The sequence below is a fragment of the Mesorhizobium sp. IMUNJ 23232 genome (assembly GCF_044326205.1).
Taxonomy (GTDB): Bacteria; Pseudomonadota; Alphaproteobacteria; order Rhizobiales; family Rhizobiaceae; genus Kumtagia.
The window spans coordinates 36,448-62,986 of sequence record NZ_JBIRCY010000019.1; the positions used below are offsets into that span (position 1 = coordinate 36,448).

Sequence of the window (26,539 nt, forward strand, 5' to 3'; positions counted from 1 at the left end):
CCCGCAGAACTTGACGTAACAGGCATTACCAAGGAGCCAGCGGCTTGCAGGTAGGCGGCTCCGGCCCCAAGGGCGTCCGTCGGACCCCGGCGAGGGGGGAAATGACGACAGTCATGAGTTGTCTCTGTAGCGCGCCACCGGGTTTTAGAAATTTGACGCCGGGTTTTTGGAGCACTGGCGTGCGGTCCGGCCCAGCCGATGTGCAGGGATGCCTATTTCTGTAGCCCGCGAAATCGGCGGGCCCGGCGCAAGTTCAAATGGCAGGATTTCTTGCCGCCCATGGTGCTATCACAGGCTGGGAATGTACGAGAGGGGGTGGAAAGCGGACAGTCTGCTTTTGGACCGGAGGGATCACTAAGCTGCTCAGAACCAATTGAGCCGCACTTGTGTAAGGTGTGCGGCACTACACTCTTCACGGTGAAGCGAGAGCGATCTCTTTCAGCAGGTCGATGAATGCGCTGGTGCGAACCCCGTTTGGGTTCTGGTTTAGATCTACGGTCTGCACCACGACGAGCCGCTTCGACGGTACGACAGCGATTATCTGCCCGCCGTAGCCAGAAGCGTAGAACGCATTCGGACCCCAAGTATCCTCGGGAAGCGTCCACCACATGTAGCCATAGCCCTGCCGTATCCGCTTCGCCCACGAATAGGCAGTCGTCGACTCCCTGATCCATGACGCCGGGATGACCTGTTTGGTGCCCCATTTCCCATCATACAGGAAAAGCTGGCCAAAACGGGCGGCATCGCGGGCGCTGAGCCGAATCGGATAGGGGGGATGCTCGGACGCCTTTTCTAGAGCGTATCGGCCGTCTTTGGCCGAGAAATCCTCCATCCCGATCGGTCCAGCGATCCGGTTCTCGAAGCTCACAAAGATGTCCTCTCCGGTCTCTTGCCGGTAGATCGTCCCCAGAACGTTAAAGTCCCAGTTGTTATAGAACCAGAACGACCCGGGTGGGTGACTTCCGCGTGCAGGACGCTTGCGCTTGATATCGGCAGTCTCGTGGGCGGCGGGATGATAGATACCCGACCGCGACATTAGCAGGTCACGAACCGTCGCGGCTTTCTCTTCGGCCGTAAGGCTGGGAGTATTGTCGTCGATGCGAAGCTCGGCAAGGCTGGCCGAAAGGTCGATCCGACCCTCGGCGACCGCGCTGCCATAAAGCGCGCTGAGCAGGCTCTTGCGGACGGATGCCATATTTACTTTGTGGGACGTGTCGCCCCACCGGGCGATAGCCCGTCCGTCCTGGATGATCATCAGCGCTGTGGGCTTGAGTGTTCGGGATTGTTGCCGAACAGCTTCCAGTCTCTCTGCGGACCAGCCCGCCACCGCCGGATTGACGTCCTCCCACGCTTGGGCCTGGGCCTTGCCTGCGACAAGAATACCGAGGACTAGCAGCAATGCGAACCGTCGAACCATCATACCGTCTCCCTCTCTCACCAAGGTGTGGAGCATCCAATGATGGCGGCTTTCCGGCGTGCATCGCGAAGGTTGGCGACGCGCGTCCAGCCCATGGAGTAGCAGCCTTGCCGGACACGACGGACAGCAAAAGCTGGCTTCCAGAGCAGTCACATATAGGAATTCAATGCATGGCAAGTCCTGGGCAAGCCTTCACGCAACCTAAAAGGCGGCAATGGGGTCGAAAGCAGACATCTGCTGTCACCGGAGCGCGGCCATGTTGCCATCCCAAAACCTGGCGAGTTTGCGCCAGCCCTCGTCAAAAGTCGGGATCAAGATAGGGCTCCAAATTTGGTACACGTAGCCTTGACCCGCCTCCGAGCGCGAGGGCATTTCTAGCCGAGACATCTTGCCAAGACTGTCGAATGATGTAGAGGTTTCCACTTTCTCGCAGTTCTTGGAAGTCGATTACCCATGCTTATCAGCAATTATATTCGAGGCGACACGCCAGAATTCACGCTCGTTCGCAACGGGAATGAGGTCACCGCGACATTCTTCTACTTATTGAATGGGTTAGATATCCTAGACCCTTGGTCCGGGGGTATGTACGCCGAGGTTGGCACCTACGAGGACAGCATTGTCCAAGAGGGTGAGCGGGAGATGAATCTCCAGATTGTCGCTACGCTAGCGGAAGACACAACGACGAGCGGGAGCTATTTCATCCAAGACCATGCCGACGACGTTTCGCTCGAACGGCAATTCACCGTGACACTGTTCTCGAGCGCCGGCAATTTTGTCGGCACCGAGAAGGCGGACTACGTCTTCGGTTCGAGCGCGACGGATACATTTCGCTCGAAGGGCAGCGGCGACATCTTCGAAGGCGGTGGCGGTGGCGATTTTTACAGGATCTACAGCGCGGATACGAAAATCGTTGAGGCGCAGGGTGGCGGCTCCGACTACCTCGGTTCCGCCGTTTCGTACGTACTGGCGGAAGGCGTTTGGATAGAGTCGATGGCTACGACCTCGTCTTCCGGCAAGGCTGCAATCGATTTAACCGGCAACGAATTATATCAAGCGATTACCGGGAATGCCGGCGCCAACACATTGAAGGACGGCGGAGGCGCGGGCGACATATTGCGCGGCCTGGCCGGCGATGACACCTATCTGATCTACAGTGCAGCAACAACCGTCGTCGAAACCTCGTCGCAAGGAACTTTTGACAGGGTTCTAGCGGCTACCGATTACGTGCTTGGCAGTGGTGCGTTTGTCGAACGGCTCGCGACGACGTCTTCCTCCGGTACTGCGGCAATCGACCTCACCGGCAACGCCCTGAAGCAGGAGATAATCGGCAATGATGGCGCCAACATCCTGGACGATGGCGGGATTGGCGGCGCCGATACGCTTAGAGGTATGAACGGCAACGACACCTATCTGGTCTTTAACAGCGGAGACATCATCATCGAGGCCTCCAATCAAGGCGCTGCGGACCACGTAAAAACAACTGTCGATTTCATTCTCGGAAACGGCGTCTACGTCGAGAACCTGACCACTACTGGTTACTTGAGGGCCATCGACCTGACCGGAAATGAAATCGCCCAGAAAATTGTCGGCAACAATGAAGTTAACAGTATAGATGGCCAAGGCGGCTCGGACACAATAGACGGCAAGGGAGGATCCGACACGCTTCAGGGCGGTACTGGCAGCGATTATTTCACCTTCTCCAGCTGGCTAGGGGCCTCAAATGTCGACACAGTCGTTGACTACGACGTACCAGCCGACACGATCCAGCTTGAGAACATAGTCTTCACCGCGCTGACCGCGGTCGGCGCTCTGGCGGCAGACGCCTTCAAGGATACCGCCGACGGGCCGAAGGACGCCGACGACCGCATCGTCTACAATTCCGAGTCCGGCGCGCTTTACTACGACGCCGACGGCTCGGGCAGCGTCCACGGCAACGTCAAGTTCGCAGTGCTCACCGGTGCCCCGGAAATTACCGCAGCCGATTTTCAGGTTGTTTAGAGAAAAGAGCCCGTCGCACACCGAGGGAGATGTGCGACCGGTCCAACGCTGGCGGGCCTTCTACCGCCCCGGTCTGGCCGTTAACCTGCTGCCCCATCGGTGAGGCGTCCCGCCAAGGTGGACATTGGTGCCAACTTACAGGCAATTTCAGATGTCCGATTTGCGGTCGAATGCTGCCGTTGTCCACGATTCCGCTGCAATCCTCGCGCCATCGCCTCGGCGCAGCGGGAATGTCTGATTTGTGGGAAAGCGGTCATCCGCGTCGGCTCTCATTCTCGCGTAATGCCGCACGCCCAGTCGCTTTTGGTCCGGCGGTCCTTTGCATCCCGACGATAAAACATCGGAGCCGGAGGAGAGAACTGGCCACACCGCAAATTGCATAGGCCTTGCCCACAAAAGGCTGACTTGTGGGCTCGGCCAAGTTCGGGCAGGATTATCGTCCGGTCTGGGCAGGTGGGCGACCGTCAATGAACGTCCGGCGAGAGCTTTGACGTTGCCGGTAGCGCATGTTGGTCTTGCGACCATCTGAACGCGGCCTTGGGGGAGTTCGTCGTGGCGACTTTTATCGTGACCAATACCAACGATTCCGGAAGCGGCTCGCTGCGCGAGGCGATCGGCTTGGCCAACGCCAATGCCGACCCGGACACCATCAGCTTTGCCTCCGCGCTCGCCGGGCAGACGATCGCGCTGACGACACTCCGCCTCGACGTCTCAACCGATGTCATCATCGACGGCGACGTGAACGGAGACGACAAGGCCGACATCACGATTTCGGGCAGCGACGCCTCCCAAATCTTCAATATCACCGGAGCTTCAACGGACGTCACGCTGGCAAGCCTCGATCTGACCAAGGGTCGCGATGGCGGTAGCCCTGGCGCGGCTGTTGCTTGTAATGGCGGAACCCTGACTGTGGTCGACAGCACGATCTCGGACAGCCATGCCGCCTCCAACGGCGGCGGTATTGGAGTGGTGTCCGGCACGCTGGCGGTCGTCAACTCCACGATCTCCGGCAACACGGCGCAGTCAGCCGGCGGCGGCGTGTATGTCGCTAGTGGTGGTCAAGCCAGCTTCGTGAACGCGACCATCGTTGACAACAGCGCCAAAAACGGCGGCGGCATCGTCGCCCTGGATCCTGTTAACGAGCTGACGATCCAGAGCAGCACCATCACCGGCAACAGCGCCGTCACCGGAGGCGGTGGGCTGTATTTTTCGAATAGCCTCGTCGCCATCAGCAACTCGGTCATCGCCGGCAACACGGCGACAACCGACGCGGACGTGTATGGCGGATTTGGCTTTCTTGTCGCCGATCACAGCTTCTTTGGCACGACAATCTCAAGCTACACGGACAAGGGCGGCACCATCAACGGCGGCGACCCGGTGCTGGGCGGCTTGCTCGACAATGGCGGCACGGTGCTGACGCTTTCGCCGCTCGACGGCTCGCCGCTGATCGGCGCGGGCGGCAACGCCGGCCTGCCGGCGGACAGCTTCGACATCGACGGCGACGGCGACACCACGGAGCCCCTGCCGCTCGATGCGCGCGGCGGAACGCGCGTGGTCGGCACCACGGTCGACATCGGCGCCGTCGAGCAGATCGTCGACGAGACCATCGGCGGCACGGCGGCGGCCGACACAATCGTGGGTGGATTGGGCAACGACATACTCCGTGGTGGCGCGGGCGGCGACACGATCGACGGGGGGTTGGGCATCGACACGGCGGACTATGCGGGTTCCGCGCTCGGCGTCAGTGTCAATCTTAACCTCGCCATACCTCAAATTTCGTCCGGGGATGCACAGGACGACGTCCTGACCGGAATTGAAAACCTCAGAGGTGGCGGTCTGGTTGACCAACTGACCGGCGACTTCGGGGACAATGTGCTCGATGGCCGCGCCGGCGCAGACATTTGAGGGGCTTCGATGGCAACGATCTCTTCTATGTCGACAATGTGGGCGACATGGTTCTCGAAGCAGCCGACGAGGGCTTCGACCAGGTCGCAGCGCGAGGTGACTATACGCTCGGGGCGGGCCAGGACATCGAATGGCTCAACACCACCAATGCTGGTGCGGTGCGCAACATCGACCTGAAAGGCAATGAACTTGCCCAGACGATCGTTGGCAACAACGGCAACAACTGGCTTCACGACGGCGGCGTCGGCGGCGGCGATAGGCTTTGGGGTGGCGGGGGCAACGACTATTACACGGTCTATAATTCGGCTGCCGTCATCGTCGAAGGCAGGGACCAGGGCGACTTCGACCGTGTGGCGGCCGGGGCGAACTATACGCTCGGCGAACGCGTGGCGGTCGAGTCGCTGCGAACGACCAGCATGCATGCCACCTACAGCATAGCCTTGACCGGCAACGAGTTCGCCCAGCAGATCATCGGTAACGATGGCAACAACCGGCTGGACGGCAAGGGCGGCAACGATACGATCCAGACCGGCCTCGGCAACGACGTTGTGGTATTCTCGGCCGCGCTTGACGGCAGTGCCGACACAATCACCGACTTCATCGTCTCCGACGACCAGATTGCACTGGACGACTTTGTATTCACGGCGCTTGGTGTCGGCGCGCTCGATGCGTCCGCCTTCAAGGACGTCGTCCTGGCGCCCATGGATGCGGACGATCGCATCATCTACAACTCGAATACCGGTTCGCTGTTCTATGACGCAGACGGGCTCGGAGGGGCGGCGGAAGTCAAGTTCGCTTCAGTCTCGATCGGCTTGTCTCTGACCGCAGCCAATTTCGTGGTGATCTAGAAGGCTACTGAGCAAGGCGGGCCTGCCGGAACGACTGTCTTGAGGGCGAAGGCAGATGCTAGCGTATGATCGGTTCCCTCGCGCCCTTGCCGCCACTCACGGTACCAAGCAGTTCGACCTCTTCCATGTAAAACCCCGCGAGGGCCTCGCAGATCGCGGGCATGGCAGCCGCCATCAACCTCGCCCGCGCCCTGTCTTTCGATTGATCTCTCGAATCCATCGGACGACGACAAGAGCAGCGATGATGACGGACGCCATGGCGACGGCGATGCACGCCCAGAACCGGAAGGTCAGATGAGTCAGCGCCGACCGGTCGGCGTGAGGCGCGTACAACGAGACCACAGCCATCGCCTGGCCGAATGCGTACAGGGCAATGAACAGCAGGAGGACGATAGCGGCTATCCGCACCGGAAGCCGCCATTGTCCGCCTGAGTGGTGCATTATGCCGGCCGCACCAGCACGTGTTTCTTCTTGCCTACCGACAGCTTTGCCACGCCGTCGGACGTGACATCCGCCGCGGTGACAGAGCGGCGCTCGTCCTGGACCGGCAAGTCGTTGAGGCGCACCGCGCCGCCCTGCACGTGACGGCGCGCCTCGCCGTTCGAGCCGGCCAGGCCTGCCTTGACCAGCAGCGACAGCAGGCCGATGCCTGCCTGTAGCTCCGATCCGGCGACCTCGATGGTCGGCAGCGTGTCGGCCAGCGCGCCTTCCTCGAAGGTTTTGCGGGCAGTCTCGGCAGCCTGCTCGGCCGCCTCGCGGCCATGCACGATGGCGGTGGCCTCGGTGGCGAGCACCTTCTTCGCCTCGTTGATCTCATTGCCGCCGAGCGCCGAGAGCCTTGCGATCTCGTCGAGCGGCAGGCGGGTGAAGATTTTCAGGAAACGCTCGACGTCGGCGTCCTCGGTGTTGCGCCAGTATTGCCAGAAATCATAAGGGCTGAAGAGGTCGCCGTTGAGCCACACGGCGCCCTTGGCCGACTTGCCCATCTTGGCGCCGGACGAGGTGGTGAGCAGCGGCGTGGTCAGCGCGAAAAGCTGCTGGCCGCCCATGCGGTGGCTCAAATCGACGCCGTTGATGATGTTGCCCCACTGGTCGGAGCCGCCCATCTGCAGCCGGCAGTCGTAGCGGCGGCTGAGTTCGACGAAATCGTAGCCCTGCAGGATCATGTAGTTGAATTCGAGGAAGGACAGCGACTGCTCGCGGTCGAGCCTGAGTTTTACGCTGTCGAAGGTCAGCATGCGGTTGACCGAGAAATGCCGGCCGACGTCACGCAAAAACTCGACATAGTTGAGCTTCATCAGCCAGTCGGCATTGTTGACCATGATCGCGTCGTTCGGCCCATCGCCGAAACGCAGGATGCGCGAGAAGATCTTTTTTATGCCGTCGATGTTCTCCGCGATCTTCTCCGCCGTCAGCAGGCCGCGCTGCTCGTCGCGGAAGGACGGGTCGCCGATCATCGAGGTGCCGCCGCCCATCAGCGCGATCGGGCGATGTCCGGTCTCCTGCATCCAGTAGAGCATGGTGGCCGAGATCAGATTGCCGATATGCAGGCTGGTCGCGGTCGCGTCGTAGCCGACATAGGCCGTAACGGTCTCTTTCAGGAACAACTCGTCCAGCGCCGTCTCGTCGGAGACCTGGTGGATGAAGCCGCGTTCGGAGAGGATGCGCAGGAAATCGGATTTGAAAGCGGGCATGACGACGTTCCGGAAGTCGATACGGGAGGACCGCGCATGGCGCGCGCGGCTGCCGGCCTTTAGCATCGCCGGCCAAGGAATCACAAGGACGGCGTCGAAATGAGCCTTATCACAGCGATCGGCCTGATGAGCGGCACATCGATGGACGGCATCGACCTCGCCATGCTGCGCACCGACGGCGAGAATCTTGTCGAGCGCGGGCCGTCTCTTTTCGTGCCCTACGACGCGGCGTTCCGCCGGCGCATCGAGGCGGGGCTAGAGGACGCCAAGGCCATTGTCCGGCGCGACGAGCGGCCGGGCGATCTGGCCGCATTAGAGCGCGACATCACTGGACGCCACGCCGACGCCGTCGATCTTTTTCTGCGCAACGGCGCGAAGAACTGGGCAAAGCCGGAACTGATCGGTTTCCACGGCCAGACCGTGCTGCACCGTCCGCATCTCGGCGTGACCGTGCAACTCGGCGACGGGCCGTTCCTGTCGGCCTGCACCGGCATTCGCGTCGTCTACGATATGCGCTCCAACGACATGCTGTTCGGCGGGCAGGGGGCGCCGCTGGTGCCGGCCTATCACGCTGCGCTGGCGCGGTCGCTGACGGGGGATTTTGCAAAAAAATATCCGATCGTCTTCGTCAACATCGGCGGCATCTCGAACATCACCTTTGTGCCGGAACACGGCGATCCCGTTGCCTTCGACACCGGCCCCGGAAACACGCTGATCGACCAGTGGGTGTCGCGCGAGGGCGGCGTGCCCTACGACGCCGGCGGGACGATCGCCAGCGAGGGCGGGGTGATCGGCCGGGTGGTCGATGACTATCTCGACAATCCGTTCTTCGAAAAGCACGGCCCGAAATCGCTCGACCGCAACGATTTTACGCTGGAGAAGGCGAGCGGGCTGGAACTCGCCGACGGCGCGCGCACGCTGGCCGCCGTGTCTGCGGAGGCGATCCTGAAAAGCGCGGAGCAGATGCCGGAAAAACCGAAGCTCTGGATCGTCTGCGGCGGCGGGCGAAAAAACCCGCATATCGTCGGCGACCTGCGTGATGGCGCCGAGCGAGCCGGCGCCGAGGTCGCGCAGGCGGAGGATGTCGGGCTCGACGGCGATGCCACGGAGGCGGAGGCCTGGGCCTATCTGGCGGTGCGCTCGCTGAAGGGGCTACCACTGACCTTCCCGACGACGACGGGATGCCGGGAGGCGGTGAGCGGGGGCGTTATCTCCGGGAAACAAGGCTGAGCGTGGTCGTCGGGTGTCGGCCGAAAGCCGCCGCTCCGGCAAAGCTGTGCACTTCATGGAAGTTTCATCGAACCTTCAACCGCCCGACATCAGCCCGCCATAGCGCATGATCCGTTATTCCTCTCGAAGACGGATTGCAAATCATGCGACACTCTGTTCTCGCGGCTGTTGCCGCGCTGGCCCTGACCACCACAGCGGCATTCGCCGACGAAACCGTGTTCCCGTCGACGCTCGTCGGCCACGCCATCCTGCCGGCCAACACGATCATCAAGGCGCCGGAAAATGCGCCGGAATATCTGCAGACCTCCGGAAAATTCACCACCCCCGACCGCAAGCGCGCGACCGCGCTGGGCAGCGTTCCCGGCAAGGACGGCGTGCGCCTCACCGGCCTGTCGCTGCCTTTCGACGGCCAGCCGGTCCAGGGTTTTTCCGGCATCAAGAATGCCGGTGACGGAACCTTCTGGACGCTCTCCGACAACGGTTTCGGCAACAAGCTGAACTCGACCGATGCCGCCCTGATGATCCACCACGTCAAGTTCGACTGGGACGCGGGCACCGTCGAGCGCATGCAGACGATCTTCCTGACCGATCCGGACAGGAAGGCGCCGTTCCCGATCGTGCTGGAAGGCAGCGACAACCGCTTCCTGACCGGCTCGGATTTCGACGTCGAATCGATCCAGCCGGTCGCCGACGGTTTTTGGGTCGGCGACGAGTTCGGGCCGTTTCTCCTGAAGTTCGACCTGGAGGGCAAATTGACCGACGTGATCGACACCGTCGTCGACGGCAAGCCGGTAAAGTCGCCCGATCATCCGACGCTGACGCTGCAGGCCAACCCGTCGCTGCCGATGCCGTCCTTCAACGTCAAGCGCTCGGGCGGCTACGAGGGGCTGGCGCAGTCCAAGGACGGCACAAAACTCTACGCTATGCTCGAAGGCGCGCTGTTCAAGGAGGACGGCAAGATGGAGCATTCGGCCGAGCAGAAGGACGGCGAGCGTTCGCTGCGCGTCATCGAGTTCGACGTCGCTTCCAAGGCCTGGACCGGCCGTAGCTGGCTGTATCCGCTGTCGGCCGAAGGCGGCGACGCCATCGGCGACTTCAACATGATCGACGCAACGACGGCCCTTGTCATCGAGCGCGACCAGGGCGCCGGAACGGTCGACAAGGCCTGCGCGGACCCGAAGAAGCCGGCGGCCGACTGCTTCGCCATGTCCGCCAAATTCAAGCGCATCTACAAGATCGAGATGACCGACGCCAATGTCGGCGGCGCCGCGCGCAAGATCGGCTACATCGACCTGCTGAAGATCTCGGATCCGGACAACAGGAAGCGTCAGGGCGGCGGCGAAGGTTTCTACGACATGCCGTTCAACACGATCGAGAATGTCGACCTCGTCGATGACACCCACATCATCGTCGGCGACGACAACAATCTGCCGTTCTCGGCTGGCCGCGCGCTGGACAAGGCCGACGACAACGAGTTCGTCGTGCTCGAAGTCGGCGATTTCCTGAAGGCCAAGTAAGCCTCGAATAGAAGCGGCCCGGCTTTGGCCGGGCCGCCCTCGCGGAACGTCAAATCGTCGTCGCAATTCCTGTCATGGCCAGCTTCACATGACTTTGGTCGTCGATCTGCAAGCTGGCGCAAACGGCGCCACGCCTCGGCCCGCGACGTTGGGCGGCGGGGCGAAGACGGTCCAGACTTATCTCGCGGGGTTAGCCGCGCTGTCGCGCCGAAACACGGCGCTCACCATCGAGCAGCTCACGCGACGCCATGCCAACCGCGCGGCGCTGTACACGCCGCTGCCCTGGCAGTTGCCGGCGATGTTCGTAGGGGCGGCCATTCTTTACGCCATGCTGTTCGTCGACGTGCCGGTGGCCGCCTATCGCGGCCAATGGCCGCCCGGGCTGCGTCATTCTGCCGGTGTGCTGACCGATGTGGGCCTGGGTGTCTGGTACATTCTACCCGCCGCGCTGCTGGCTATCGCCACCAATCTCACGGATTGGAGCGGCCGCACCCGCCGGCAATTGCTGGTCCTCTACAATCGCGCCGGCCTTGCCGTGCTGGTCCTGATCGCGACCGGGCTCTCCGGCCTGGCTGCCGCAATCCTGAAGCGCATCATCGGCCGCGCGCGGCCGAATCTTTTCGATGAGCAGGGTGTGTTCGGTTTCCGCGCCTTCGCCATCGACCCGGCTTTCGCCAGTTTCCCATCGGGACACGCAACCATCCTCGGTTCGGTCGCGGCGCTGCTGTGGCTTTATTTTCCGCGTTGGCGATTTATCACGCTGCCGCTGCTCTTTTTGTGTGCCAACACGCGCGTCATCGTCAGCTCGCACCATCCGAGCGACGTCATCGCCGGCTTTGGCTTCGGCTTCGTGTTTGCCGCGCTGACGGCGATGGTTTTTGCGCGGCTGGGTTATCTCTTCCGCGCCGTCGACGGCCGGCTGCCCGTGGTGAAGCGATCGGCGCGGGTGTTCTGGTAGGCTTTAGCAGGGAACGCGCCGCGGCAAGCGCTCAGCGCAGACGCTTCGGCCGTGGGTCCGCTAACTGCCCGGCCGCGCCAGCCGCGTGTGCGAAAGAAAGCGTGGCGGGAAGTGCCCGCTCTGTCCCGACCTAGGCCTGCCGCTTGTTCGGGAACAGCACGTAGAAGCGCCTGGCGCCGTAGCCGGAGCGGAACAGCGGCTCGACGAGCTGAACTTCCCTGAACCCGCAATCTGCGAATAGCCGTAGCATCGAGTCTTCGGTGTGCCAGAACGAGGTCGGGTTGCCGATCGAGGCCATTGGGTTGTCGGTCTCGGGGAACAGAACGCCTTCATAGCCGTCCTGCTGCACGATCGCGTGCCAGGGGCGGCTTTCATGCGGCTCGAGGATTTCGGGCACGTGGACCTGCGTCTCCAGAATGACAGGCGCGCCGTAGGTGCAACGGCCTAGCAGATCCTTCTGAGCCTCAAGCTCAAGATGATAGAACAAACCGAGATTGGCGATCACGCCGAACCCGGCCGGATCGTAGCTGCGCACGTCGCTTTCGACGAAGCGGACCGATCCCATATCGGCGGGCAAGCGGACGGTGCGGCCATCGACCGCCGTCACATCATAGCCGCGTTTTGCGGCGAGCGCGCTGAACTTGCAGTGACCGGCGCCGAGATCGACGAGGGTTTTGGTCTCTGGCTTGAGCGTGTCGAGGATGTCGACGAACGTCCGAAGACGGTGTGCGCCGATTTCTTCGTATTTCCGCCCAAGATCGAGGCGGGTCACCACCATCTGCCGGGACGATGGCGAGCCCTCGCGTATCACGCAGCGTCGCCTTCGAGCAGGTCCCTGGCGGCGACAATGCACCCGACCGCACCAAAATCCGGCGGAACGGCCATCAGGCCTTGCTGGCCGGCTACGCAGCCGTTCGGCGCCCGCTCAAGCGCGATACCCGGAGGCTGGAGCATCGCCGATGGTGGGACTACCGCAGCCGCTTCGGCCGCGGATCGGCCAGGTGCCCGGCAAGCCGCTTGTCGAGATAGTCGGCGCATTCGTCCAGAAGCAGTTGCGGATCGTTGGAGAAGAAATGGTTGGCGCCCGTAAGCGTCTTCTGGGTGATGGTGATGCCCTTCTGCGCATGCAGCTTGTCGACGAGGCCCTGGACGTCCTTGGGCGGCGCCACCTTGTCGGAATCGCCGTGAATGATCAGGCCTGACGACGGGCAGGGGGCCAAGAACGAGAAGTCGTAGGTGTTAGGCTGCGGGGCGACCGAGATGAAGCCTTCGATCTCCGGGCGGCGCATCAGAAGCTGCATGCCGATCCAGGCGCCGAAGGAATAGCCGGCGACCCAGCAGCTTTTCGAATCGGGGTGCAGCGACTGGATCCAGTCGAGCGCTGCGGCGGCGTCCGACAATTCGCCCATGCCATGGTCGAATTCGCCCTGGCTGCGGCCGATGCCGCGAAAATTGAAGCGCAGTGTGGTGAAATTGCGCTTCTGGAACATGTAGAACAGGTCGTAGACGATCTTGTTGTTCATCGTCCCGCCGAATTGCGGGTGCGGGTGCAGGACGATGGCGATCGGCGCACTTTTTTCGGGGGACGGCTGATAACGACCTTCCAGGCGGCCAGCCGGACCGGCGAAAATGACCTCGGGCATTCTAGACTCCACATTTCAACTTTATGGCCGCCAGTCGGTCACAATCCCGGCTTCGGCCTTGACGCGCCGAACGCGTCTACCTACAAGCTAGTTTAGAACTGTTCAAAACTGACGAACGAGCAATTTTCTCGGGTAGATAGGATGTCTTGCGGCGCAAGTTCAAGGAAATTGCGACGCGCATCGATCTTTCCGGAAGCAGGATGATGGCCGAGCCGCGAGTCTATCTCGACTACAACGCCAGCGCGCCGCTGCTGCCAGCGGCGCGGGCGGCGATGCTTGCCGCGCTGGACACGACCGGCAACGCGTCGTCGGTGCATGGCGAGGGCAGAGCGGCGCGGCGGCTGGTCGAGGAAGCCCGCGCCGACGTCGCGGCGCTGGTCGGCGGCAGGCCGGAGCATGTGGTCTTCACGTCGGGCGCGACCGAGGCGGCGACGACCCTGCTGACGCCGAACTGGCGCATGGGCCGCAGCCCGCTGCGCATGTCGCGACTCTATGTGTCGGCGGCCGATCATCCGTGTGTCCTCTCCGGCGGACGCTTTCCCGCCGAGCAGGTCAGCCGCATCGGCGTCGATGGCAGCGGCATCCTGGACCTTGCGGCACTGGAAACGGCGTTGGCCGCTCACGACAAAAGCGATGGGCTGCCTCTCGTGGCGGTGCATGCGGCGAACAACGAGACCGGCGTGATTCAGCCGATCGACCGCATTGCTGAGGTGGTAAAGGCTGCCGGCGGCGTTCTGGTTGTCGATGCGGTGCAGGCGGCAGGACGCATTCCGCTCGATATTACAGGGTCTTGCGGCGATTTCCTGGTTCTTTCCGCGCACAAGATCGGTGGCCCAAAGGGCGCCGGTGCATTTGTCGGCAAGTCCGATTTGATGATGCCGGTGCCGCTGGTCGCCGGCGGTGGACAGGAGAAGGGATTTCGCGCCGGGACGGAGAACCTTTCGGGTATTGCCGGTTTCGGTGCGGCGGCGCGCCATGCAGCGTCCGCGCTGGCGGGCATCGAATCGGTTCGGGCGAAGCGCGACAGGATCGAGGCCGCAATCCTGAATGTCGTCCCCGACGCGCAAATCTTCGGGGTGGCGGTGGAACGGCTGGCCAATACGGTGTTCTTCGCCGTGTCGGGCATCAAGGCGGAGACGGCGCAGATTGCCTTCGACCTTGCGGGTATCGCGGTGTCGGCCGGCTCGGCCTGTTCGTCCGGAAAAGTCGGGCCGAGCCATGTGCTGAAGGCGATGGGCGTTTCGCAGCCGGAGGGCGGCTTGCGCGTGTCGATCGGCGAGGCGACGAACGAGGCTGAGATCGAGCGCTTTGCAGCCGTGCTTGCGAAACTGGCCGCGCGCCGCGACGGAGAAACCCGCGCTGCCTGATCGCGCCGCGCGCTGGCCTTCCGGCCCGCCGCCGTGTTTGGCTCGTGAATGTGGCGCAAGGCGCACTATATAGAGGCTACGCCGCCTGGCGGTGCCATAGTTTGAAAACGGTCGGGCCTTTAACCCGGCATGGATGGAGAACGCGATGCCTGCTGTGCAGGAAACGATCGAGCAGGTCCGCAAGATCGACGTCGATCAATACAAATACGGTTTTGAATCGATCATCGAGATGGACAAGGCTCCCAAGGGCCTGTCCGAGGACATCATCCGTTTCATCTCGGCCAAGAAGGGGGAGCCGGACTGGATGCTCGAATGGCGTCTCGGCGCCTATCGCCGCTGGCTGACGCTGGACGAGCCGACCTGGGCGCGCGTGCACTATCCCAAGATCGATTTCCAGGACATTTATTACTACGCCGCGCCGAAGAGCCAGTCCGGCCCGAAGTCGCTGGACGAGGTCGATCCGGAACTGCTGAAGGTCTACGAAAAGCTCGGCATCCCGCTGAAGGAGCAGGAGATTCTGGCCGGCGTCCAGAAGGCCCCGGCTGGCGATGAGGATGACGACAGCGCCGCCAACGACAATGTCTACAAGTCTGGTCGCGTTGCGGTCGATGCGGTGTTTGATTCGGTTTCCGTCGTCACCACCTTCAAGGAAGAGCTTGCCAAGGCAGGCGTCATCTTCTGCTCGATGTCGGAGGCTATCCGCGAACACCCGGAACTGGTGCAGAAATATCTGGGCTCGGTCGTGCCGACCTCGGACAATTATTATGCGACGCTGAATTCGGCGGTCTTTACCGACGGCTCGTTCGTGTTCGTGCCCAAGGGCGTGCGCTGCCCGATGGAGCTTTCGACCTATTTCCGCATCAACGAGAAGAACACCGGCCAGTTCGAGCGCACGCTGATCATCGCCGAGGAGGGGGCTTATGTCTCCTATCTCGAAGGCTGCACCGCGCCGCAGCGCGACGAGAACCAGCTTCATGCGGCCGTGGTCGAACTGGTCGCGCTGGACGACGCCGAGATCAAATATTCGACGGTGCAGAACTGGTATCCGGGAGACGCCGAGGGCAAGGGCGGCATCTACAATTTCGTGACCAAGCGCGGCGACTGCCGCGGCGACCGCTCGAAGATCTCGTGGACGCAGGTGGAGACCGGCTCGGCGATCACCTGGAAATATCCGAGCTGCATCCTGCGCGGCGACGATTCCCACGGCGAGTTCTATTCGATCGCCGTTTCGAACGGCTATCAGCAGGTCGACAGCGGCACCAAGATGATACATCTCGGCAAGAACACGACGAGCCGCATCATCTCCAAGGGCATCGCCGCCGGCTTTTCGCAGAACACCTATCGCGGCCAGGTCTCGGCGCACCGCAAGGCGACCGACGCGCGCAACTTCACCAACTGCGACTCACTGCTGATCGGCAATAATTGCGGCGCGCACACCGTGCCGTACATTGAGGCGAAGAACGCCAGCGCCCAGTTCGAGCACGAGGCGACGACGTCGAAGATTTCCGACGACCAGAAGTTCTACGTGATGCAGCGCGGCATCCCGGAGGAGGAGGCGATCGCGCTGATCGTCAATGGTTTTGTCAAGGACGTCATCCAGCAGCTGCCGATGGAATTTGCGGTGGAGGCGCAGAAGCTGATCGGGATCAGCCTTGAGGGGAGCGTGGGGTGATGGCGATTGCTCTTCTGACTTGCAGGTAGTCGATGCGGATGATCTTGCCGATCGTGTTTGCTGCACCCTACGTCATCGCCCTGTTCCTGGCGATTGCCGGCGCTGTCGTGGCCTTGATCGGGGCGATGGGAGGCTTTGCGGATTTGCTGCGGATGGGTGGCGCGGTTTCAGGGTTTGGCGCGTTGGCTTTCTTCGTGGTGCTGTTTTCGCCATGGGGCAACCTGGCTGGCGTGCTAATGCGGAGCGGTTCAGCCAATGGTCGGCAGGAACGCGAAAAATGACCACAACCGTCACTCTTTTTCGCCCTGTCGGCGCTAACGAGCTGAAGCTGATCGAGGACAGCGGCTGGACGGCGTTTCCGCCGCGCCTGCCGGAGCAGCCGATCTTCTATCCGGTGACCAACGAGGCCTATGCCGCGCAGATCGCGCGCGACTGGAACACACGCTTCGGTTCGACGGAAGGGTTTGTCACGCGCTTCGACGTCGACGCCGCCTATGCGGCGCAATTCGAGCGGAAAATCGTGGGCGGGCGCGAGCACGAGGAGCTTTGGGTTCCGGCCGAGGAACTGGATGCGTTCAACCGGCATATCATCGGCCAGATCGTGGTCGCGCAACGTTTCGCGGCGGATGACCGCGCTACGGCGGAGTAACAATAACCATGGCCGCCGAACTGCCATCCCACATCTGGTTCGTCCGCTCCAACGGCGGATCGGGGTCCTATCCCGTCAGGCCGGAAGGCTGGCGCGTGGTGTGGGTTTTCGTCGGCGGCGTGGTGATTTCAGCCGTTGTCGCCTTGCTTCTGGCGGCGGCGGGGCCGACCTGGCTGTGGGTGCTGGCTTTCCTCGCCGGCATGGCGGCCTCGGCCTGGTACTTTATCGGCACCGCGCGCAGACACACCGACTATTCAATACGTTACAGCGACTATCTGAAAGACAAGAAGAATGCTTGAGATCAAGAACCTGCACGCCCGCATCGCCTCGACCGGCACGGAGATCATCCGCGGCCTGAACCTGACGGTGAAAGCCGGCGAAGTTGCCGCCATCATGGGGCCGAACGGGTCGGGTAAATCGACGCTGTCCTATGTGCTGGCCGGCCGCGACGACTATGAGGTCACCGAGGGTGATGTGCTCTACAACGGCCAGTCGATCTTGGAGATGGATCCGGCCGAGCGCGCCGCTTCCGGCATTTTCCTCGCCTTCCAGTATCCGATGGAAATCCCCGGTGTCGCCACCATGGAATTCCTGAAGGTGGCGCTCAACGCCCAGCGCAAGGCGCGCGGCGAGGAACCGCTCAAGGTGCCGGAATTTTTGAAGCGCGTGAAGGAAGCCGCCGGCTCGCTGGAGATGGACATCGCCATGCTGAAGCGGCCGCTCAATGTCGGCTTTTCCGGCGGCGAGAAGAAGCGCGCGGAAATCCTGCAGATGAAGCTGCTCCAGCCGCAATTCTGCGTGCTTGACGAGACCGATTCCGGCCTCGACATCGACGCGCTGCGCATCGTGGCCGACGGTGTCAATTCGATGCGCGCGCCCGACCGCGCCTTCCTGGTCATCACGCACTATCAGCGCCTGCTGGAGCACATCGTGCCGGATACCGTCCACGTGCTTTATCGCGGGCAGGTCATCAAGTCGGGCGACAAAGAACTGGCGCATGAACTGGAAGCCAATGGCTATGCCGGGATCATCGAAGAGGCGGCATAGGTGGCGGTCATGAACATGCATGCAGCACCTCCGCGCACGCAGGCCGAGACGGCCCTGATCGAGGCGTTTGGCGAGCGCGTGTCGGAATTGCCCGGCGACGGCGCGGTTATTGTCAAGCGCGATGAGGCGATCGAATCCATCAAGGACGGTCTGCCGACCCGCCGGGTGGAGGACTGGCATTATACCGACCTCAGGCGCCTGCTCTCTGTTGTTCCGGATTACGACCCGACGGCCAATCCGAAACCGCTTGCGCCGGTCCTTCAGGGATCGGCCGTCCTGACGATCCTCAACGGCATGGCGTCCGGCAAGGCGCCGACGGTCGAAGGCGTGACATTCCAGAACCTGTCTGAAAAGCTCACCGACGGCAGTTTTGCCCGCGCGCTCGGCGCGCGCGACAAGGACGATGCGATCGGTTCGCTCAACACCGCCTTCGTCAGCGACGGCTGGTTCGTCGACATCGCCCCCGGTGCGGCGGTCGCGGCGCCGATCGAACTGCAGAATGTGCAGGCCGGCGGCCAGACCCATGTGCGCATGCCGGTGCGTGTCGGCGCTGGGGCCAAGGCGACGATCGTCGAGCGCCAGGCGGGAAGCGGCGCGGCCCTGTCGACTTCTGTCTCCAATCTGCTTGTCGGCGATGGCGCCGAGATCCTCTGGCTGATCGTCCAGGACCAGCCGGTGACGGCCACGCATTTCGCGCAGTTCAACGCCGAACTCGGGCGGAACAGCAAGCTCACCCTGTTCATCATGAACACCGGCGGCAAGCTCGTCCGCCAGGAAGTGCGCGTCAAGGCGGCGGGCGAGGGTTCCGACTTCCAGTTGCGCGGCGTCAACCTGCTTGCGGGCGATTCGCACACCGACGTCACCATGGTGCTGGATCATGTCGCGCGCGGCACCACGTCGCGCGAATTGATCCGCAACGTCGTGACCGGCAAGGCGCGCGGCGTCTTCCAGGGGCGCATCAACGTGCACCAACAGGCGCAGAAGACCGATGCAAAAATGGCCTGCAACACGCTGCTGCTGTCGGATGATGCGGCATTCTCGACCAAGCCGGAGCTGGAGATTTTCGCCGACGACGTACAGTGCGGCCATGGTGCGACGGTCACCGAGATCGACCACAATCACCTGTTCTACCTGATGGCGCGCGGCATCGACGAGAAGGCCGCGAGCGGACTTCTGGTGAAGGCGTTCGTCGCCTCGGTCATCGAGAGCCTGGACGACGAGACGATCGTCGATGCGCTGGAGGCGCGGCTCGATACATGGTTCGAGGCGAATGGCTAGGCTGCCGACATCGCTCGACCATTGTGTCATCCACGTCTCCGACTGGGAGCGGGCGCGAAAGTTCTATGTCGACGTCATCGGCTGCGAGGCGATCCCGCGCCAGGCCGGCTACATGTTCAGGCTCGGCGACCGGCAACTGAACTGTCATGGCAAGGGTGTCACCGCCGATCCGGTGGCGCGGCTGCCGGTGCAACCGGGAAACAGCGACCTCTGCTTCCGCTGGGACGGGCCGATCGACGGCGCGGTGGCCCACCTGAAAGGGCAGGGCGTCGAGATCGAACTCGGGCCAATCCGCCGCTTCGGCGCGCAGGGCGACGGCGCCAGCGTCTATTTCCGCGATCCCGACGGGTCGCTGATGGAGTTCATAAGCTACCATGGATGACAGGGTCAGCCGCCTCGCCTACGACGTCGACGCGATCCGCCGCGACTTCCCGATCCTGTCGCGCGAAGTCTATGGCAAGCCGCTGGTTTATCTCGACAACGGCGCATCGGCGCAGAAGCCTCAGGTGGTGCTGGACACCATCCAGCATGCCTACGCCAACGAATATGCGAACGTGCATCGCGGCCTGCATTTTTTGTCGAATGCCGCGACCGACGCCTATGAAAAGGCACGCGAAACGGTGCGCCGGTTCCTCAACGCCGGCAGCGTGGACGAGATCGTCTTTACCTCCAACACCACGGCGGCGATCAACACCGTAGCCTACGGTTTTGGCATGCCGAATATCGGCGCCGGCGACGAGATCGTTGTGTCGATCATGGAGCATCACTCCAATATCGTGCCGTGGCATTTCATCCGCGAGCGGCAGGGCGCGAAGCTGGTGTGGGTGCCGGTCGACGATCTCGGCGAGTTGCATCTGGAGGATTTCGAGAAGTCGCTGACCGAGCGCACGAAACTGGTCGCTATCACGCACATGTCCAACGCGCTGGGCACGATCACGCCGATCAAGGAGATCGTGAGGATAGCCCATGCGCGGGGCATCCCCGTGCTGGTCGACGGCAGCCAGGCGGCCGTGCACATGACGGTCGACGTGCGCGACCTCGACTGCGATTTCTATGTCTTCACCGGGCACAAGGTCTACGGTCCAAGCGGAATCGGCGTGCTCTACGGCAAGAAGGCGATGCTGGAATCGATGCGGCCGTTCCAGGGCGGCGGCGAGATGATTTTCGATGTCACCGAGGATGAGGTGACCTACAACGACCCGCCGCATCGTTTCGAGGCGGGCACGCCGCCGATCGTCCAGGCGATCGGGCTGGGCGCCGCGCTCGACTATATGGACTCGGTCGGACGCGACCGCATCGCCGCCCACGAGGCCGACCTGAAGGCCTACGCGCACGAGCGGTTGCGCTCGATCAACTCGCTGCGCATTTTTGGCGACGCGCCTGAAAAAGGCGCCATCGTCTCCTTCGAACTGCAGGGCATCCACGCCCACGACGTGTCGATGGTGATCGACCGGCAGGGGGTGGCGGTGCGCGCCGGAACCCATTGCGCCCAGCCGCTGTTGAAACGGTTCGGCGTCACCTCCACATGCAGGGCATCGTTCGGCATGTACAATACGCGCCAGGAGGTGGACATTCTGGCCGAAGCGCTCGAAAAAGCGCGGAAATTCTTCGGGTGACGACCATGGAAGATGCTGCTGCCACGACAACCGCCGACTTGCCGGCCGGCCCCAACGTACCAGCGAGTGCCGCGACCTCGGCCATTCCCGCCGACGAGCTGGCGCGCATCACCGACGACATCGTCTCGGCGCTGAAGACAGTCTACGACCCGGAAATCCCGGCCGACATCTATGAGCTCGGCCTGGTGTACAAGATCGACATCGAGGACGACCGCTCGGTGAAGATCGACATGACCCTGACCGCGCCTGGTTGCCCGGTGGCGGGCGAGATGCCCGGATGGGTGCAGGACGCCGTCGGTGCCGTCGAGGGCGTCTCCGGTGTCGACGTCAATATGGTGTTCGATCCACCGTGGACGCCGGACCGCATGTCGGAAGAGGCGCAGGTGGCGGTCGGGTGGTATTAGTGGGCTAACAGGCCGCCATGGGCTTCGGCGTAGGCGCGCATCATTGCAAGGAAAGACTGAAAGTCGCGCTCCTTGCCGACCCGCAGAACCCACATATTGCCGCTCTGACGCTTGTTGCTTTCTGCTGAGCGCGTGAGGGTAAGTGAGTTCCACGCCGAGTCTTTGATTCTCACGTCAATCGCGTGAAAATGCTGTCTACCCTGGAAGTAGACGGGAGCTACTGACATTGAGGTGACAGCCGCCCACGGAACGAACTCGGTGGCGACATTCGTATCTTGAAATCCTTCTGGTGCCACAACCAAAGTGCGGAATTCCCGCCCAACAATTCTTGCGACAAAGAAAACAGCGGCCGCGCCAAGTACGATGGCAAGCAGCCCACTGGCAATTCTTATGAAAGCCTCCTTGTCGTTACCGAACCATGCGGCAAGTCCCATGCCGATCGACAATATTGATAGTCCAATGGCGGAATAAGAGAATTCGGTCGACGTTTCCTGAAACGTACGTCTTATGCCTGTATCTATTTCTTCCGGCATTTTCGCCTGCCGCCTATAGGATGCCGTGAGAAGTAAACTGACGTTGGTGGCCGGATAGCTCGGGATGAGGGTTGGCCACCCGGTGTCTGAATTATTGTAATGACTCCAGTCGGCAAATGCCAAGGGCTGGTCCAACTTAGCAAACATGGCGTTGCCGTTGAGATACGGCGGCGGCCTGTTCGCTACCCCTTCCCAAAGCGCCTATTGCGCCGGATTGCGCCTCAACTAGGATAGGCGAGGTTGAGGGTTTCGGGTTGGCTGAAGGACGTCATTTCGCTGTTTGGGCATCCAGGCTGCTGGGTCTGATCCTGGCGTTGGCCGCCGTCTTGCATGTGCATTCGGCGTTTGCCACTAGCTCAGTTGCGCAGAGCCCTGAAGACCAGCCCATGCGGTTCGCGATCGTTCGCAGCAATGCGCCCGGCTGCGAGCCGACCTGTCCGGAATGGATCTCGGCGGAAGGCGCGATCGTCGCCGGCACGCCGGCGCTGTTCAAGAAGGTCCTGAAGCAGGTCGGCGGCCGCAGGCTGCCTGTGGTCGTGAGTTCGCCCGGCGGCGACGTCGACGCCGCACTCACGCTTGGCCGGACGATCCGCCAGAACAAGCTCGACGTTGCGGTCGGCCTGACGCGTTTCGACGGCTGCTCTCCCGGATTCAAGGACTGCAAGCTGAATGACGGCAAGGCGGCGGCCTATTACGGCAACGCCTTTGCCAATGGCGCCTATTGCGCCTCCGCCTGCCCGCTCATGCTGGCCGGCGGCGTCCGGCGCGTGGTCGGCCAGTGGGCCTATCTCGGCGTCCACCAGATAACGACCACATTTTACAGAACGAAGGTGCTCTACCGGACCAAATACAAGGTCGTGAAGGGCAAAAAGAAGATCATCGAAAAGAAGGTGGTCAGCCGCAAGAACGCCGGCAGCTACAAGACCTATGAGATGAACAAGGCGCTGGAAAAGCGGCTGGACGCCTATTTCAAGGAAATGGGGGTAGGGGGCAATCTGCTGGTGACGATCAAGAACACGCCGGCCACGACGCTTCGGCAGATCGTCGCCTACAACCTGCTGCAGATGAATCTGGTCACCAGCCTCGACGGTGCAGAGTTGTTGACGGCGGCCGGCGTCTGCAAGACCGTGCCGGCGGCCGCCAATTGCCGCGTGGTCACGGTTTCGGATCTCGAGGGATAGAAGCTGCCACGTTTCCCGCGAATTCCGCTGACGGCGAGGTTTTTTCGCGGCCTCCCTGCATGGCGCGCCATTCTTGCCATGCCGGGGCTGTGCCTTGCTCTCGTATCGGGCGTGCTCGCGGCTGAACCCGCGGCGCAGCAGCCCAAACAGATGCAGTTCGTGGTGGTGCGGACGAACGATACCGCCTGCGAGCCGACCTGCCCGGAGTGGATTTCGGCGGAAGGGGCGATCGGCGCCAAGACGCCGGCGCTTCTGAAAGCCACGCTGAAGACTCTTAGCGGCCGCAAATTGCCGATCGTCGTGTTCTCGTCGGGCGGGGACCGCGAGGCCGCGATGGCGCTGGGGCGATTAATACGCCGCGCGGGGCTGGATGTCGCGGTCGGCAGGACATGGTTCGTAGGCTGCCGGCCGGATGAGAAAGACTGCAAGGTGAATGACGGCAAGGGCTCCGACTTCCTTGGCCGCGCCCTATCGGGTGGCTATTGCGCATCGGAATGCGCGCTGCTGCTCGCCGGAGGCGTCAAGCGCCTTGTTCCGGATCGTGCGATCCTGCGCGTTATTCTCAAGAACCCGAAAATGAATAAGGCTGCCGAACGCAAGCTGACGGCATATTTGAAGGAAATGGACGTCGATCCGGCCTTGCTTGAATCCCTGAAAGCCGGACCTGGAAGCAATCTCGACGTCACACCGCTGAGGGCCGCCGGGCTGGTGACCGGCACCCGAACCGTCGAGAGCATCACGGAGAGCAGTATTTGCAAGGCGTTCCCGGCGCCGGACAACTGCCGTGTTTTTACGACATTGGATCTTGAGAATTAGGGATTGCTAAAATTCAGGCGGCGTGACGAGCTGGACCACGGGATTTGTCGCCCGGCTCCGAATCGCTGCCTGGCATGTTTGTCGATGCCGAGGTGTTGATGCTCTCCACTGACGATGAGGAGTCACTCCAAACCGCACTTGAGTTCCGGCGCGCTTTGTGGAATAGCAGCGCGCAATAGGGGTATAGCTCAGTTGGTAGAGCGGCGGTCTCCAAAACCGCAGGTCGCAGGTTCGAGCCCTGCTGCCCCTGCCAGTTCTGGCGCCACGAGGGCGCTGTGTAAGCCATAGCCGACGAGCGGGACGATTGGATGGTTCCGACGTCGGTGTTTGGAAGTAAGACCGGTTCGGCCCTTGCAAGTGTCGGGATTCGGTTTTATGTAGTGACGACAGACACGCGACGCGTGGAGCTGGACATCCGGCTTTGCGCGTCATAATTGCATGGTTGACACGCCTCCTGACGATTCGGTCGCGTTTCGGTTCCTTGCAGCGGCAATCCCGGCCAACGGGACGGAATAGGGCTCTTATCGAGCTCGCGAGACAGAGCGGCAGATGGCATCGAAGACCACCAATCCTTTTACCTTCCTCCAGCAGGTAAGGTCCGAGACGGCGAAGGTGACGTGGCCTTCCCGGCGCGAGACGCTGATCTCGACCGTCATGGTGGTGGTGTTCGCCGTCATTGCGATGATCTTCTTCTTTGCCGCCGACCAGTTGATGGCGCTCGGCATCGACCTGATCCTCGGCCTCGGCCGCTGATACCGGCGTTTACGGAGAACTGCTGATGACGGCGCGCTGGTACATCGTCCATGCCTATTCGAACTTCGAGAAGAAGGTCGCGGAGGACATCGAGAACAAGGCCAAGCAGAAGGGCCTGAGCGAGAAGATCGAGCAGATCGTCGTTCCGACCGAAAAGGTCGTGGAAGTGCGGCGCGGCAAGAAGGTCGACGCGGAGCGCAAATTCTTCCCCGGCTACGTGCTGATGAAGGCCGAGCTCAACGACGCGGTGATCAGCCTGGTCAAGAACACGCCGCGCGTCACCGGCTTCCTCGGCGAGGACAAGCATACGGCCAAGCCGATGCACATCACCGAGAAGGAGGCCGAGCGCATCCTGCACCAGGTCCAGGAGGGCGTCGAGCGGCCAAAGCCGTCGGTCACCTTCGAGATCGGCGAGGCGGTGCGCGTCTCCGATGGCCCGTTCGCCTCGTTCAACGGCTTCGTCCAGGAAGTGGACATGGAGCGGGCTCGGCTCAAGGTGGAAGTTTCGATCTTCGGGCGCGCCGTGCCCGTCGATCTCGAATTCGGTCAGGTCGAGAAGGGCTGACCGAAGGTTCCGGCGCCTCTGGGTGCTGGGAACGGCGACGGCGGGTTCGCTGTCGCCAGGCGGTGGGAGGAAGAGCGGCTTAGCCGGCCGTGGCTTCCGGACCACCAGACTGCAACCGCCGGACATCCGGCATGAAACAAAGGCAGTAGAGAGATGGCTAAGAAAGTAGCAGGCCAGCTCAAGCTCCAGGTCAAGGCGGGATCGGCGACGCCGTCGCCCCCGATCGGTCCGGCGCTTGGTCAGCGTGGCATCAACATCATGGAATTCTGCAAGGCGTTCAACGCGCAGACGCAGGAGATGGAGAAGGGGTCGCCGGTTCCGGTCGTGATCACCTACTACGTCGACAAGTCCTTCACCTTCGTCATGAAGACGGCTCCGGTGAGCTACTTCCTGAAGAAGGCTGCGAACCTCTCGTCGGGCTCCAAGGAGCCGGGCAAGACCAAGGTCGGCCAGATCAGCCGCGACAAGGTGCGCGAGATCGCCGCCGCCAAGATGAAGGATCTGAACGCCAACGACGTCGAAGCCGCCATGCGCATGGTCGAAGGCTCCGCCCGTTCGATGGGCCTGGAAGTGGTGGGCTAAGACGATGGCAAAGCTTGCAAAACGCGTAGAGAAGTCCCGCGAGGGCGTCGATCCGAACAAATCGTATGCGCTGGCCGAAGCGATCAAGATGCTGAAGGACCGCTCCAAGGTGAAGTTCGACGAGACCATCGAAGTCGCGCTCAACCTCGGCGTCGATCCGCGTCACGCCGACCAGATGGTCCGTGGCGTGGTCAACCTGCCGAACGGCACGGGCAAGAACGTCCGCGTCGCCGTCTTCGCCAAGGGCGCCAAGGCCGATGAGGCCAAGGCCGCCGGCGCTGACATCGTCGGCGCGGAGGATCTGGTCGAGATCGTCCAGAAGGGCACGATCGACTTCGATCGCTGCATCGCCACGCCGGACATGATGCCGCTGGTCGGCCGTCTCGGCAAGGTGCTCGGCCCGCGCGGCATGATGCCGAACCCGAAGGTTGGCACGGTGACGATGGACGTCGCGGCCGCGGTCAAGGCCTCCAAAGGTGGCGCTGTCGAGTTCCGCGTCGAGAAGGCGGGCATCATCCATGCCGGCGTCGGCAAGGTCTCGTTCGAGATCAACGCGCTGGAAGAGAATGTTCGCGCACTGGCCGACGCTGTCAACAAGGCGAAGCCGGCCGGCGCCAAGGGCGTCTACATGAAGAAGATGTCGGTGAGCTCTACCATGGGTCCCGGCCTTAAGGTCGATCTGGCGAGCCTCAGCGCCGCTTGATGATCTGATAGAAGGCCGGCTGCGAAAGCGCTGGCCTTCCAACGAATTTCGGGCCTGACCATCGGCCCGGACTGCGGAAGCAGAAGATCGCTTCCGGACTATCCTGTCCGAGATTGCGGGCGGCTCAGCCTTAATTCGCATGGGCCTGCATGAGACGGGTGAA

Annotated in this window: 27 protein-coding genes and 1 tRNA gene; 23 read left to right on the plus strand and 5 right to left on the minus strand. The window is 62.3% G+C overall.

From position 1 onward, the window contains the following. Window positions 1–412: 412 nt before the first annotated feature. A complete protein-coding gene (locus ACH196_RS15985; RefSeq protein WP_396647902.1) occupies window positions 413–1,417 on the minus strand; it encodes a serine hydrolase domain-containing protein in 1,005 nt (334 codons plus the stop codon). Window positions 1,418–1,870: 453 nt separating this feature from the next. Between ACH196_RS15985 and ACH196_RS15990 the strand changes: the two genes are divergently transcribed. The 3 genes from ACH196_RS15990 (at window position 1,871) to ACH196_RS16000 (ending at window position 6,168) form a co-directional block, all read left to right on the plus strand. Next, on the plus strand, window positions 1,871–3,415 hold the full coding sequence (locus ACH196_RS15990; protein ID WP_396647903.1) for a calcium-binding protein: 1,545 nt from the start codon (window positions 1,871–1,873) through the stop codon (window positions 3,413–3,415). A gap of 552 nt (window positions 3,416–3,967) precedes the next feature. Beyond that, a complete protein-coding gene (locus ACH196_RS15995; RefSeq protein ID WP_396647904.1) occupies window positions 3,968–5,320 on the plus strand; it encodes a choice-of-anchor Q domain-containing protein in 1,353 nt (450 codons plus the stop codon). Beyond that, window positions 5,317–6,168, plus strand: coding sequence for a hypothetical protein (locus tag ACH196_RS16000; RefSeq protein ID WP_396647905.1), 852 nt, complete (start codon window positions 5,317–5,319; stop codon window positions 6,166–6,168). Before ACH196_RS15995 ends, ACH196_RS16000 begins: the two co-directional genes overlap by 4 nt. A 440-nt stretch (window positions 6,169–6,608) precedes the next feature. On the opposite strand, the gene tyrS is transcribed toward ACH196_RS16000, so the two are convergent. After that, window positions 6,609–7,862 (minus strand): tyrosine--tRNA ligase, encoded by a 1,254-nt coding sequence (gene tyrS / locus ACH196_RS16005; RefSeq protein ID WP_396647906.1) that lies wholly within the window; start codon window positions 7,860–7,862, stop codon window positions 6,609–6,611. A 99-nt stretch (window positions 7,863–7,961) separates the two neighbouring features. On the opposite strand from tyrS, the gene ACH196_RS16010 reads away from it, so the two are divergent. The 3 genes from ACH196_RS16010 to ACH196_RS16020 all read left to right on the plus strand — a co-directional run bounded on the left by ACH196_RS16010 (window position 7,962) and on the right by ACH196_RS16020 (window position 11,567). Further along, window positions 7,962–9,092: an anhydro-N-acetylmuramic acid kinase gene (locus tag ACH196_RS16010; protein ID WP_396647907.1), complete on the plus strand. Its 1,131-nt coding sequence runs from the start codon at window positions 7,962–7,964 to the stop codon at window positions 9,090–9,092. A gap of 143 nt (window positions 9,093–9,235) precedes the next feature. Further along, complete coding sequence (locus ACH196_RS16015; RefSeq protein ID WP_396647908.1) at window positions 9,236–10,609, plus strand: esterase-like activity of phytase family protein; 1,374 nt, start codon at window positions 9,236–9,238, stop codon at window positions 10,607–10,609. A gap of 88 nt (window positions 10,610–10,697) precedes the next feature. Then, on the plus strand, window positions 10,698–11,567 hold the full coding sequence (locus ACH196_RS16020; protein WP_396647909.1) for a phosphatase PAP2 family protein: 870 nt from the start codon (window positions 10,698–10,700) through the stop codon (window positions 11,565–11,567). Between the two features lie 130 nt (window positions 11,568–11,697). On the opposite strand, the gene ACH196_RS16025 is transcribed toward ACH196_RS16020, so the two are convergent. Both ACH196_RS16025 and ACH196_RS16030 read right to left on the minus strand, forming a co-directional pair. Next, window positions 11,698–12,378: a class I SAM-dependent methyltransferase gene (locus ACH196_RS16025; protein WP_396647910.1), complete on the minus strand. Its 681-nt coding sequence runs from the start codon at window positions 12,376–12,378 to the stop codon at window positions 11,698–11,700. Window positions 12,379–12,535: 157 nt separating this feature from the next. Next, entirely contained in the window at window positions 12,536–13,210 is a 675-nt protein-coding gene (locus ACH196_RS16030) for an alpha/beta hydrolase (protein ID WP_396647911.1), read from the minus strand. Between the two features lie 203 nt (window positions 13,211–13,413). Here ACH196_RS16030 and ACH196_RS16035 point away from each other — a divergent pair, with 203 nt between their 5' ends. The 10 genes from ACH196_RS16035 to ACH196_RS16080 all read left to right on the plus strand — a co-directional run bounded on the left by ACH196_RS16035 (window position 13,414) and on the right by ACH196_RS16080 (window position 21,243). Beyond that, window positions 13,414–14,577 (plus strand): cysteine desulfurase family protein, encoded by a 1,164-nt coding sequence (locus ACH196_RS16035; RefSeq protein ID WP_396647912.1) that lies wholly within the window; start codon window positions 13,414–13,416, stop codon window positions 14,575–14,577. A gap of 145 nt (window positions 14,578–14,722) precedes the next feature. Then, the gene (sufB, locus tag ACH196_RS16040) at window positions 14,723–16,249 is read left to right on the plus strand and encodes a Fe-S cluster assembly protein SufB (RefSeq protein WP_396647913.1); all 1,527 of its coding nucleotides are present in this window, start codon (window positions 14,723–14,725) and stop codon (window positions 16,247–16,249) included. A 32-nt stretch (window positions 16,250–16,281) separates the two neighbouring features. Then, complete coding sequence (locus tag ACH196_RS16045) at window positions 16,282–16,530, plus strand: hypothetical protein (protein ID WP_396647914.1); 249 nt, start codon at window positions 16,282–16,284, stop codon at window positions 16,528–16,530. Continuing rightward, window positions 16,527–16,898, plus strand: coding sequence for an ADP-ribosylation/crystallin J1 (locus ACH196_RS16050; protein ID WP_396647915.1), 372 nt, complete (start codon window positions 16,527–16,529; stop codon window positions 16,896–16,898). The genes ACH196_RS16045 and ACH196_RS16050 overlap by 4 nt, the downstream gene beginning before the upstream one ends. Before the next feature lie 8 nt (window positions 16,899–16,906). Further along, the gene (locus ACH196_RS16055; protein WP_396647916.1) at window positions 16,907–17,197 is read left to right on the plus strand and encodes a hypothetical protein; all 291 of its coding nucleotides are present in this window, start codon (window positions 16,907–16,909) and stop codon (window positions 17,195–17,197) included. Then, on the plus strand, window positions 17,190–17,945 hold the full coding sequence (sufC, locus tag ACH196_RS16060; RefSeq protein ID WP_396647917.1) for a Fe-S cluster assembly ATPase SufC: 756 nt from the start codon (window positions 17,190–17,192) through the stop codon (window positions 17,943–17,945). The genes ACH196_RS16055 and sufC overlap by 8 nt, the downstream gene beginning before the upstream one ends. Before the next feature lie 9 nt (window positions 17,946–17,954). After that, the gene (gene sufD, locus ACH196_RS16065) at window positions 17,955–19,223 is read left to right on the plus strand and encodes a Fe-S cluster assembly protein SufD (RefSeq protein WP_396647918.1); all 1,269 of its coding nucleotides are present in this window, start codon (window positions 17,955–17,957) and stop codon (window positions 19,221–19,223) included. Then, the gene (locus ACH196_RS16070) at window positions 19,216–19,605 is read left to right on the plus strand and encodes a VOC family protein (RefSeq protein WP_396647919.1); all 390 of its coding nucleotides are present in this window, start codon (window positions 19,216–19,218) and stop codon (window positions 19,603–19,605) included. Before sufD ends, ACH196_RS16070 begins: the two co-directional genes overlap by 8 nt. Then, window positions 19,598–20,839: a cysteine desulfurase gene (locus tag ACH196_RS16075; RefSeq protein WP_396647920.1), complete on the plus strand. Its 1,242-nt coding sequence runs from the start codon at window positions 19,598–19,600 to the stop codon at window positions 20,837–20,839. Before ACH196_RS16070 ends, ACH196_RS16075 begins: the two co-directional genes overlap by 8 nt. Window positions 20,840–20,844: 5 nt before the next feature. After that, window positions 20,845–21,243, plus strand: coding sequence for an SUF system Fe-S cluster assembly protein (locus ACH196_RS16080; protein WP_396647975.1), 399 nt, complete (start codon window positions 20,845–20,847; stop codon window positions 21,241–21,243). On the opposite strand, the gene ACH196_RS16085 is transcribed toward ACH196_RS16080, so the two are convergent. Beyond that, complete coding sequence (locus tag ACH196_RS16085; protein WP_396647921.1) at window positions 21,240–21,899, minus strand: hypothetical protein; 660 nt, start codon at window positions 21,897–21,899, stop codon at window positions 21,240–21,242. The genes ACH196_RS16080 and ACH196_RS16085 overlap by 4 nt on opposite strands. Before the next feature lie 263 nt (window positions 21,900–22,162). On the opposite strand from ACH196_RS16085, the gene ACH196_RS16090 reads away from it, so the two are divergent. From ACH196_RS16090 to rplA, 7 genes are all read left to right on the plus strand, one after another. Beyond that, window positions 22,163–22,957: a hypothetical protein gene (locus tag ACH196_RS16090; RefSeq protein WP_396647922.1), complete on the plus strand. Its 795-nt coding sequence runs from the start codon at window positions 22,163–22,165 to the stop codon at window positions 22,955–22,957. Between the two features lie 288 nt (window positions 22,958–23,245). Beyond that, the gene (locus ACH196_RS16095) at window positions 23,246–23,773 is read left to right on the plus strand and encodes a hypothetical protein (RefSeq protein WP_396647923.1); all 528 of its coding nucleotides are present in this window, start codon (window positions 23,246–23,248) and stop codon (window positions 23,771–23,773) included. Between the two features lie 177 nt (window positions 23,774–23,950). Next, window positions 23,951–24,026, plus strand: a tRNA-Trp gene (locus tag ACH196_RS16100). A gap of 296 nt (window positions 24,027–24,322) precedes the next feature. After that, complete coding sequence (gene secE / locus ACH196_RS16105) at window positions 24,323–24,526, plus strand: preprotein translocase subunit SecE (protein WP_396647924.1); 204 nt, start codon at window positions 24,323–24,325, stop codon at window positions 24,524–24,526. A 25-nt stretch (window positions 24,527–24,551) separates the two neighbouring features. Further along, window positions 24,552–25,091 carry a transcription termination/antitermination protein NusG gene (nusG, locus tag ACH196_RS16110; RefSeq protein ID WP_349008518.1) on the plus strand — a complete coding sequence of 180 codons (540 nt, stop codon included), beginning with the start codon at window positions 24,552–24,554 and terminating at the stop codon, window positions 25,089–25,091. A 153-nt stretch (window positions 25,092–25,244) separates the two neighbouring features. Further along, window positions 25,245–25,673 carry a 50S ribosomal protein L11 gene (gene rplK, locus ACH196_RS16115; RefSeq protein WP_396647925.1) on the plus strand — a complete coding sequence of 143 codons (429 nt, stop codon included), beginning with the start codon at window positions 25,245–25,247 and terminating at the stop codon, window positions 25,671–25,673. A 4-nt stretch (window positions 25,674–25,677) separates the two neighbouring features. Next, window positions 25,678–26,376, plus strand: a complete 699-nt coding sequence (gene rplA / locus ACH196_RS16120; protein ID WP_396647926.1) for a 50S ribosomal protein L1 — start codon at window positions 25,678–25,680, stop codon at window positions 26,374–26,376. The last annotated feature ends 163 nt before the right edge of the window (window positions 26,377–26,539 follow it).

Bases quoted from the DNA above. Each gene is read 5' to 3' on its own strand.
- ACH196_RS15985 (WP_396647902.1), bottom strand. From the start codon at position 1,417: ATGGTTCGACGGTTCGCATTGCTGCTAGTCCTCGGTATTCTTGTCGCA.
- ACH196_RS15990 (WP_396647903.1), top strand. From the start codon at position 1,871: ATGCTTATCAGCAATTATATTCGAGGCGACACGCCAGAATTCACGCTC.
- tyrS (WP_396647906.1), bottom strand. From the start codon at position 7,862: ATGCCCGCTTTCAAATCCGATTTCCTGCGCATCCTCTCCGAACGCGGC.
- ACH196_RS16010 (WP_396647907.1), top strand. From the start codon at position 7,962: ATGAGCCTTATCACAGCGATCGGCCTGATGAGCGGCACATCGATGGAC.
- ACH196_RS16015 (WP_396647908.1), top strand. From the start codon at position 9,236: ATGCGACACTCTGTTCTCGCGGCTGTTGCCGCGCTGGCCCTGACCACC.
- ACH196_RS16020 (WP_396647909.1), top strand. From the start codon at position 10,698: ATGACTTTGGTCGTCGATCTGCAAGCTGGCGCAAACGGCGCCACGCCT.
- ACH196_RS16030 (WP_396647911.1), bottom strand. From the start codon at position 13,210: ATGCCCGAGGTCATTTTCGCCGGTCCGGCTGGCCGCCTGGAAGGTCGT.
- ACH196_RS16035 (WP_396647912.1), top strand. From the start codon at position 13,414: ATGGCCGAGCCGCGAGTCTATCTCGACTACAACGCCAGCGCGCCGCTG.
- sufB (WP_396647913.1), top strand. From the start codon at position 14,723: ATGCCTGCTGTGCAGGAAACGATCGAGCAGGTCCGCAAGATCGACGTC.
- ACH196_RS16045 (WP_396647914.1), top strand. From the start codon at position 16,282: ATGCGGATGATCTTGCCGATCGTGTTTGCTGCACCCTACGTCATCGCC.
- ACH196_RS16050 (WP_396647915.1), top strand. From the start codon at position 16,527: ATGACCACAACCGTCACTCTTTTTCGCCCTGTCGGCGCTAACGAGCTG.
- ACH196_RS16055 (WP_396647916.1), top strand. From the start codon at position 16,907: ATGGCCGCCGAACTGCCATCCCACATCTGGTTCGTCCGCTCCAACGGC.
- sufC (WP_396647917.1), top strand. From the start codon at position 17,190: ATGCTTGAGATCAAGAACCTGCACGCCCGCATCGCCTCGACCGGCACG.
- sufD (WP_396647918.1), top strand. From the start codon at position 17,955: ATGAACATGCATGCAGCACCTCCGCGCACGCAGGCCGAGACGGCCCTG.
- ACH196_RS16070 (WP_396647919.1), top strand. From the start codon at position 19,216: ATGGCTAGGCTGCCGACATCGCTCGACCATTGTGTCATCCACGTCTCC.
- ACH196_RS16075 (WP_396647920.1), top strand. From the start codon at position 19,598: ATGGATGACAGGGTCAGCCGCCTCGCCTACGACGTCGACGCGATCCGC.
- ACH196_RS16080 (WP_396647975.1), top strand. From the start codon at position 20,845: ATGGAAGATGCTGCTGCCACGACAACCGCCGACTTGCCGGCCGGCCCC.
- ACH196_RS16090 (WP_396647922.1), top strand. From the start codon at position 22,163: ATGCGGTTCGCGATCGTTCGCAGCAATGCGCCCGGCTGCGAGCCGACC.
- secE (WP_396647924.1), top strand. From the start codon at position 24,323: ATGGCATCGAAGACCACCAATCCTTTTACCTTCCTCCAGCAGGTAAGG.
- nusG (WP_349008518.1), top strand. From the start codon at position 24,552: ATGACGGCGCGCTGGTACATCGTCCATGCCTATTCGAACTTCGAGAAG.
- rplK (WP_396647925.1), top strand. From the start codon at position 25,245: ATGGCTAAGAAAGTAGCAGGCCAGCTCAAGCTCCAGGTCAAGGCGGGA.
- rplA (WP_396647926.1), top strand. From the start codon at position 25,678: ATGGCAAAGCTTGCAAAACGCGTAGAGAAGTCCCGCGAGGGCGTCGAT.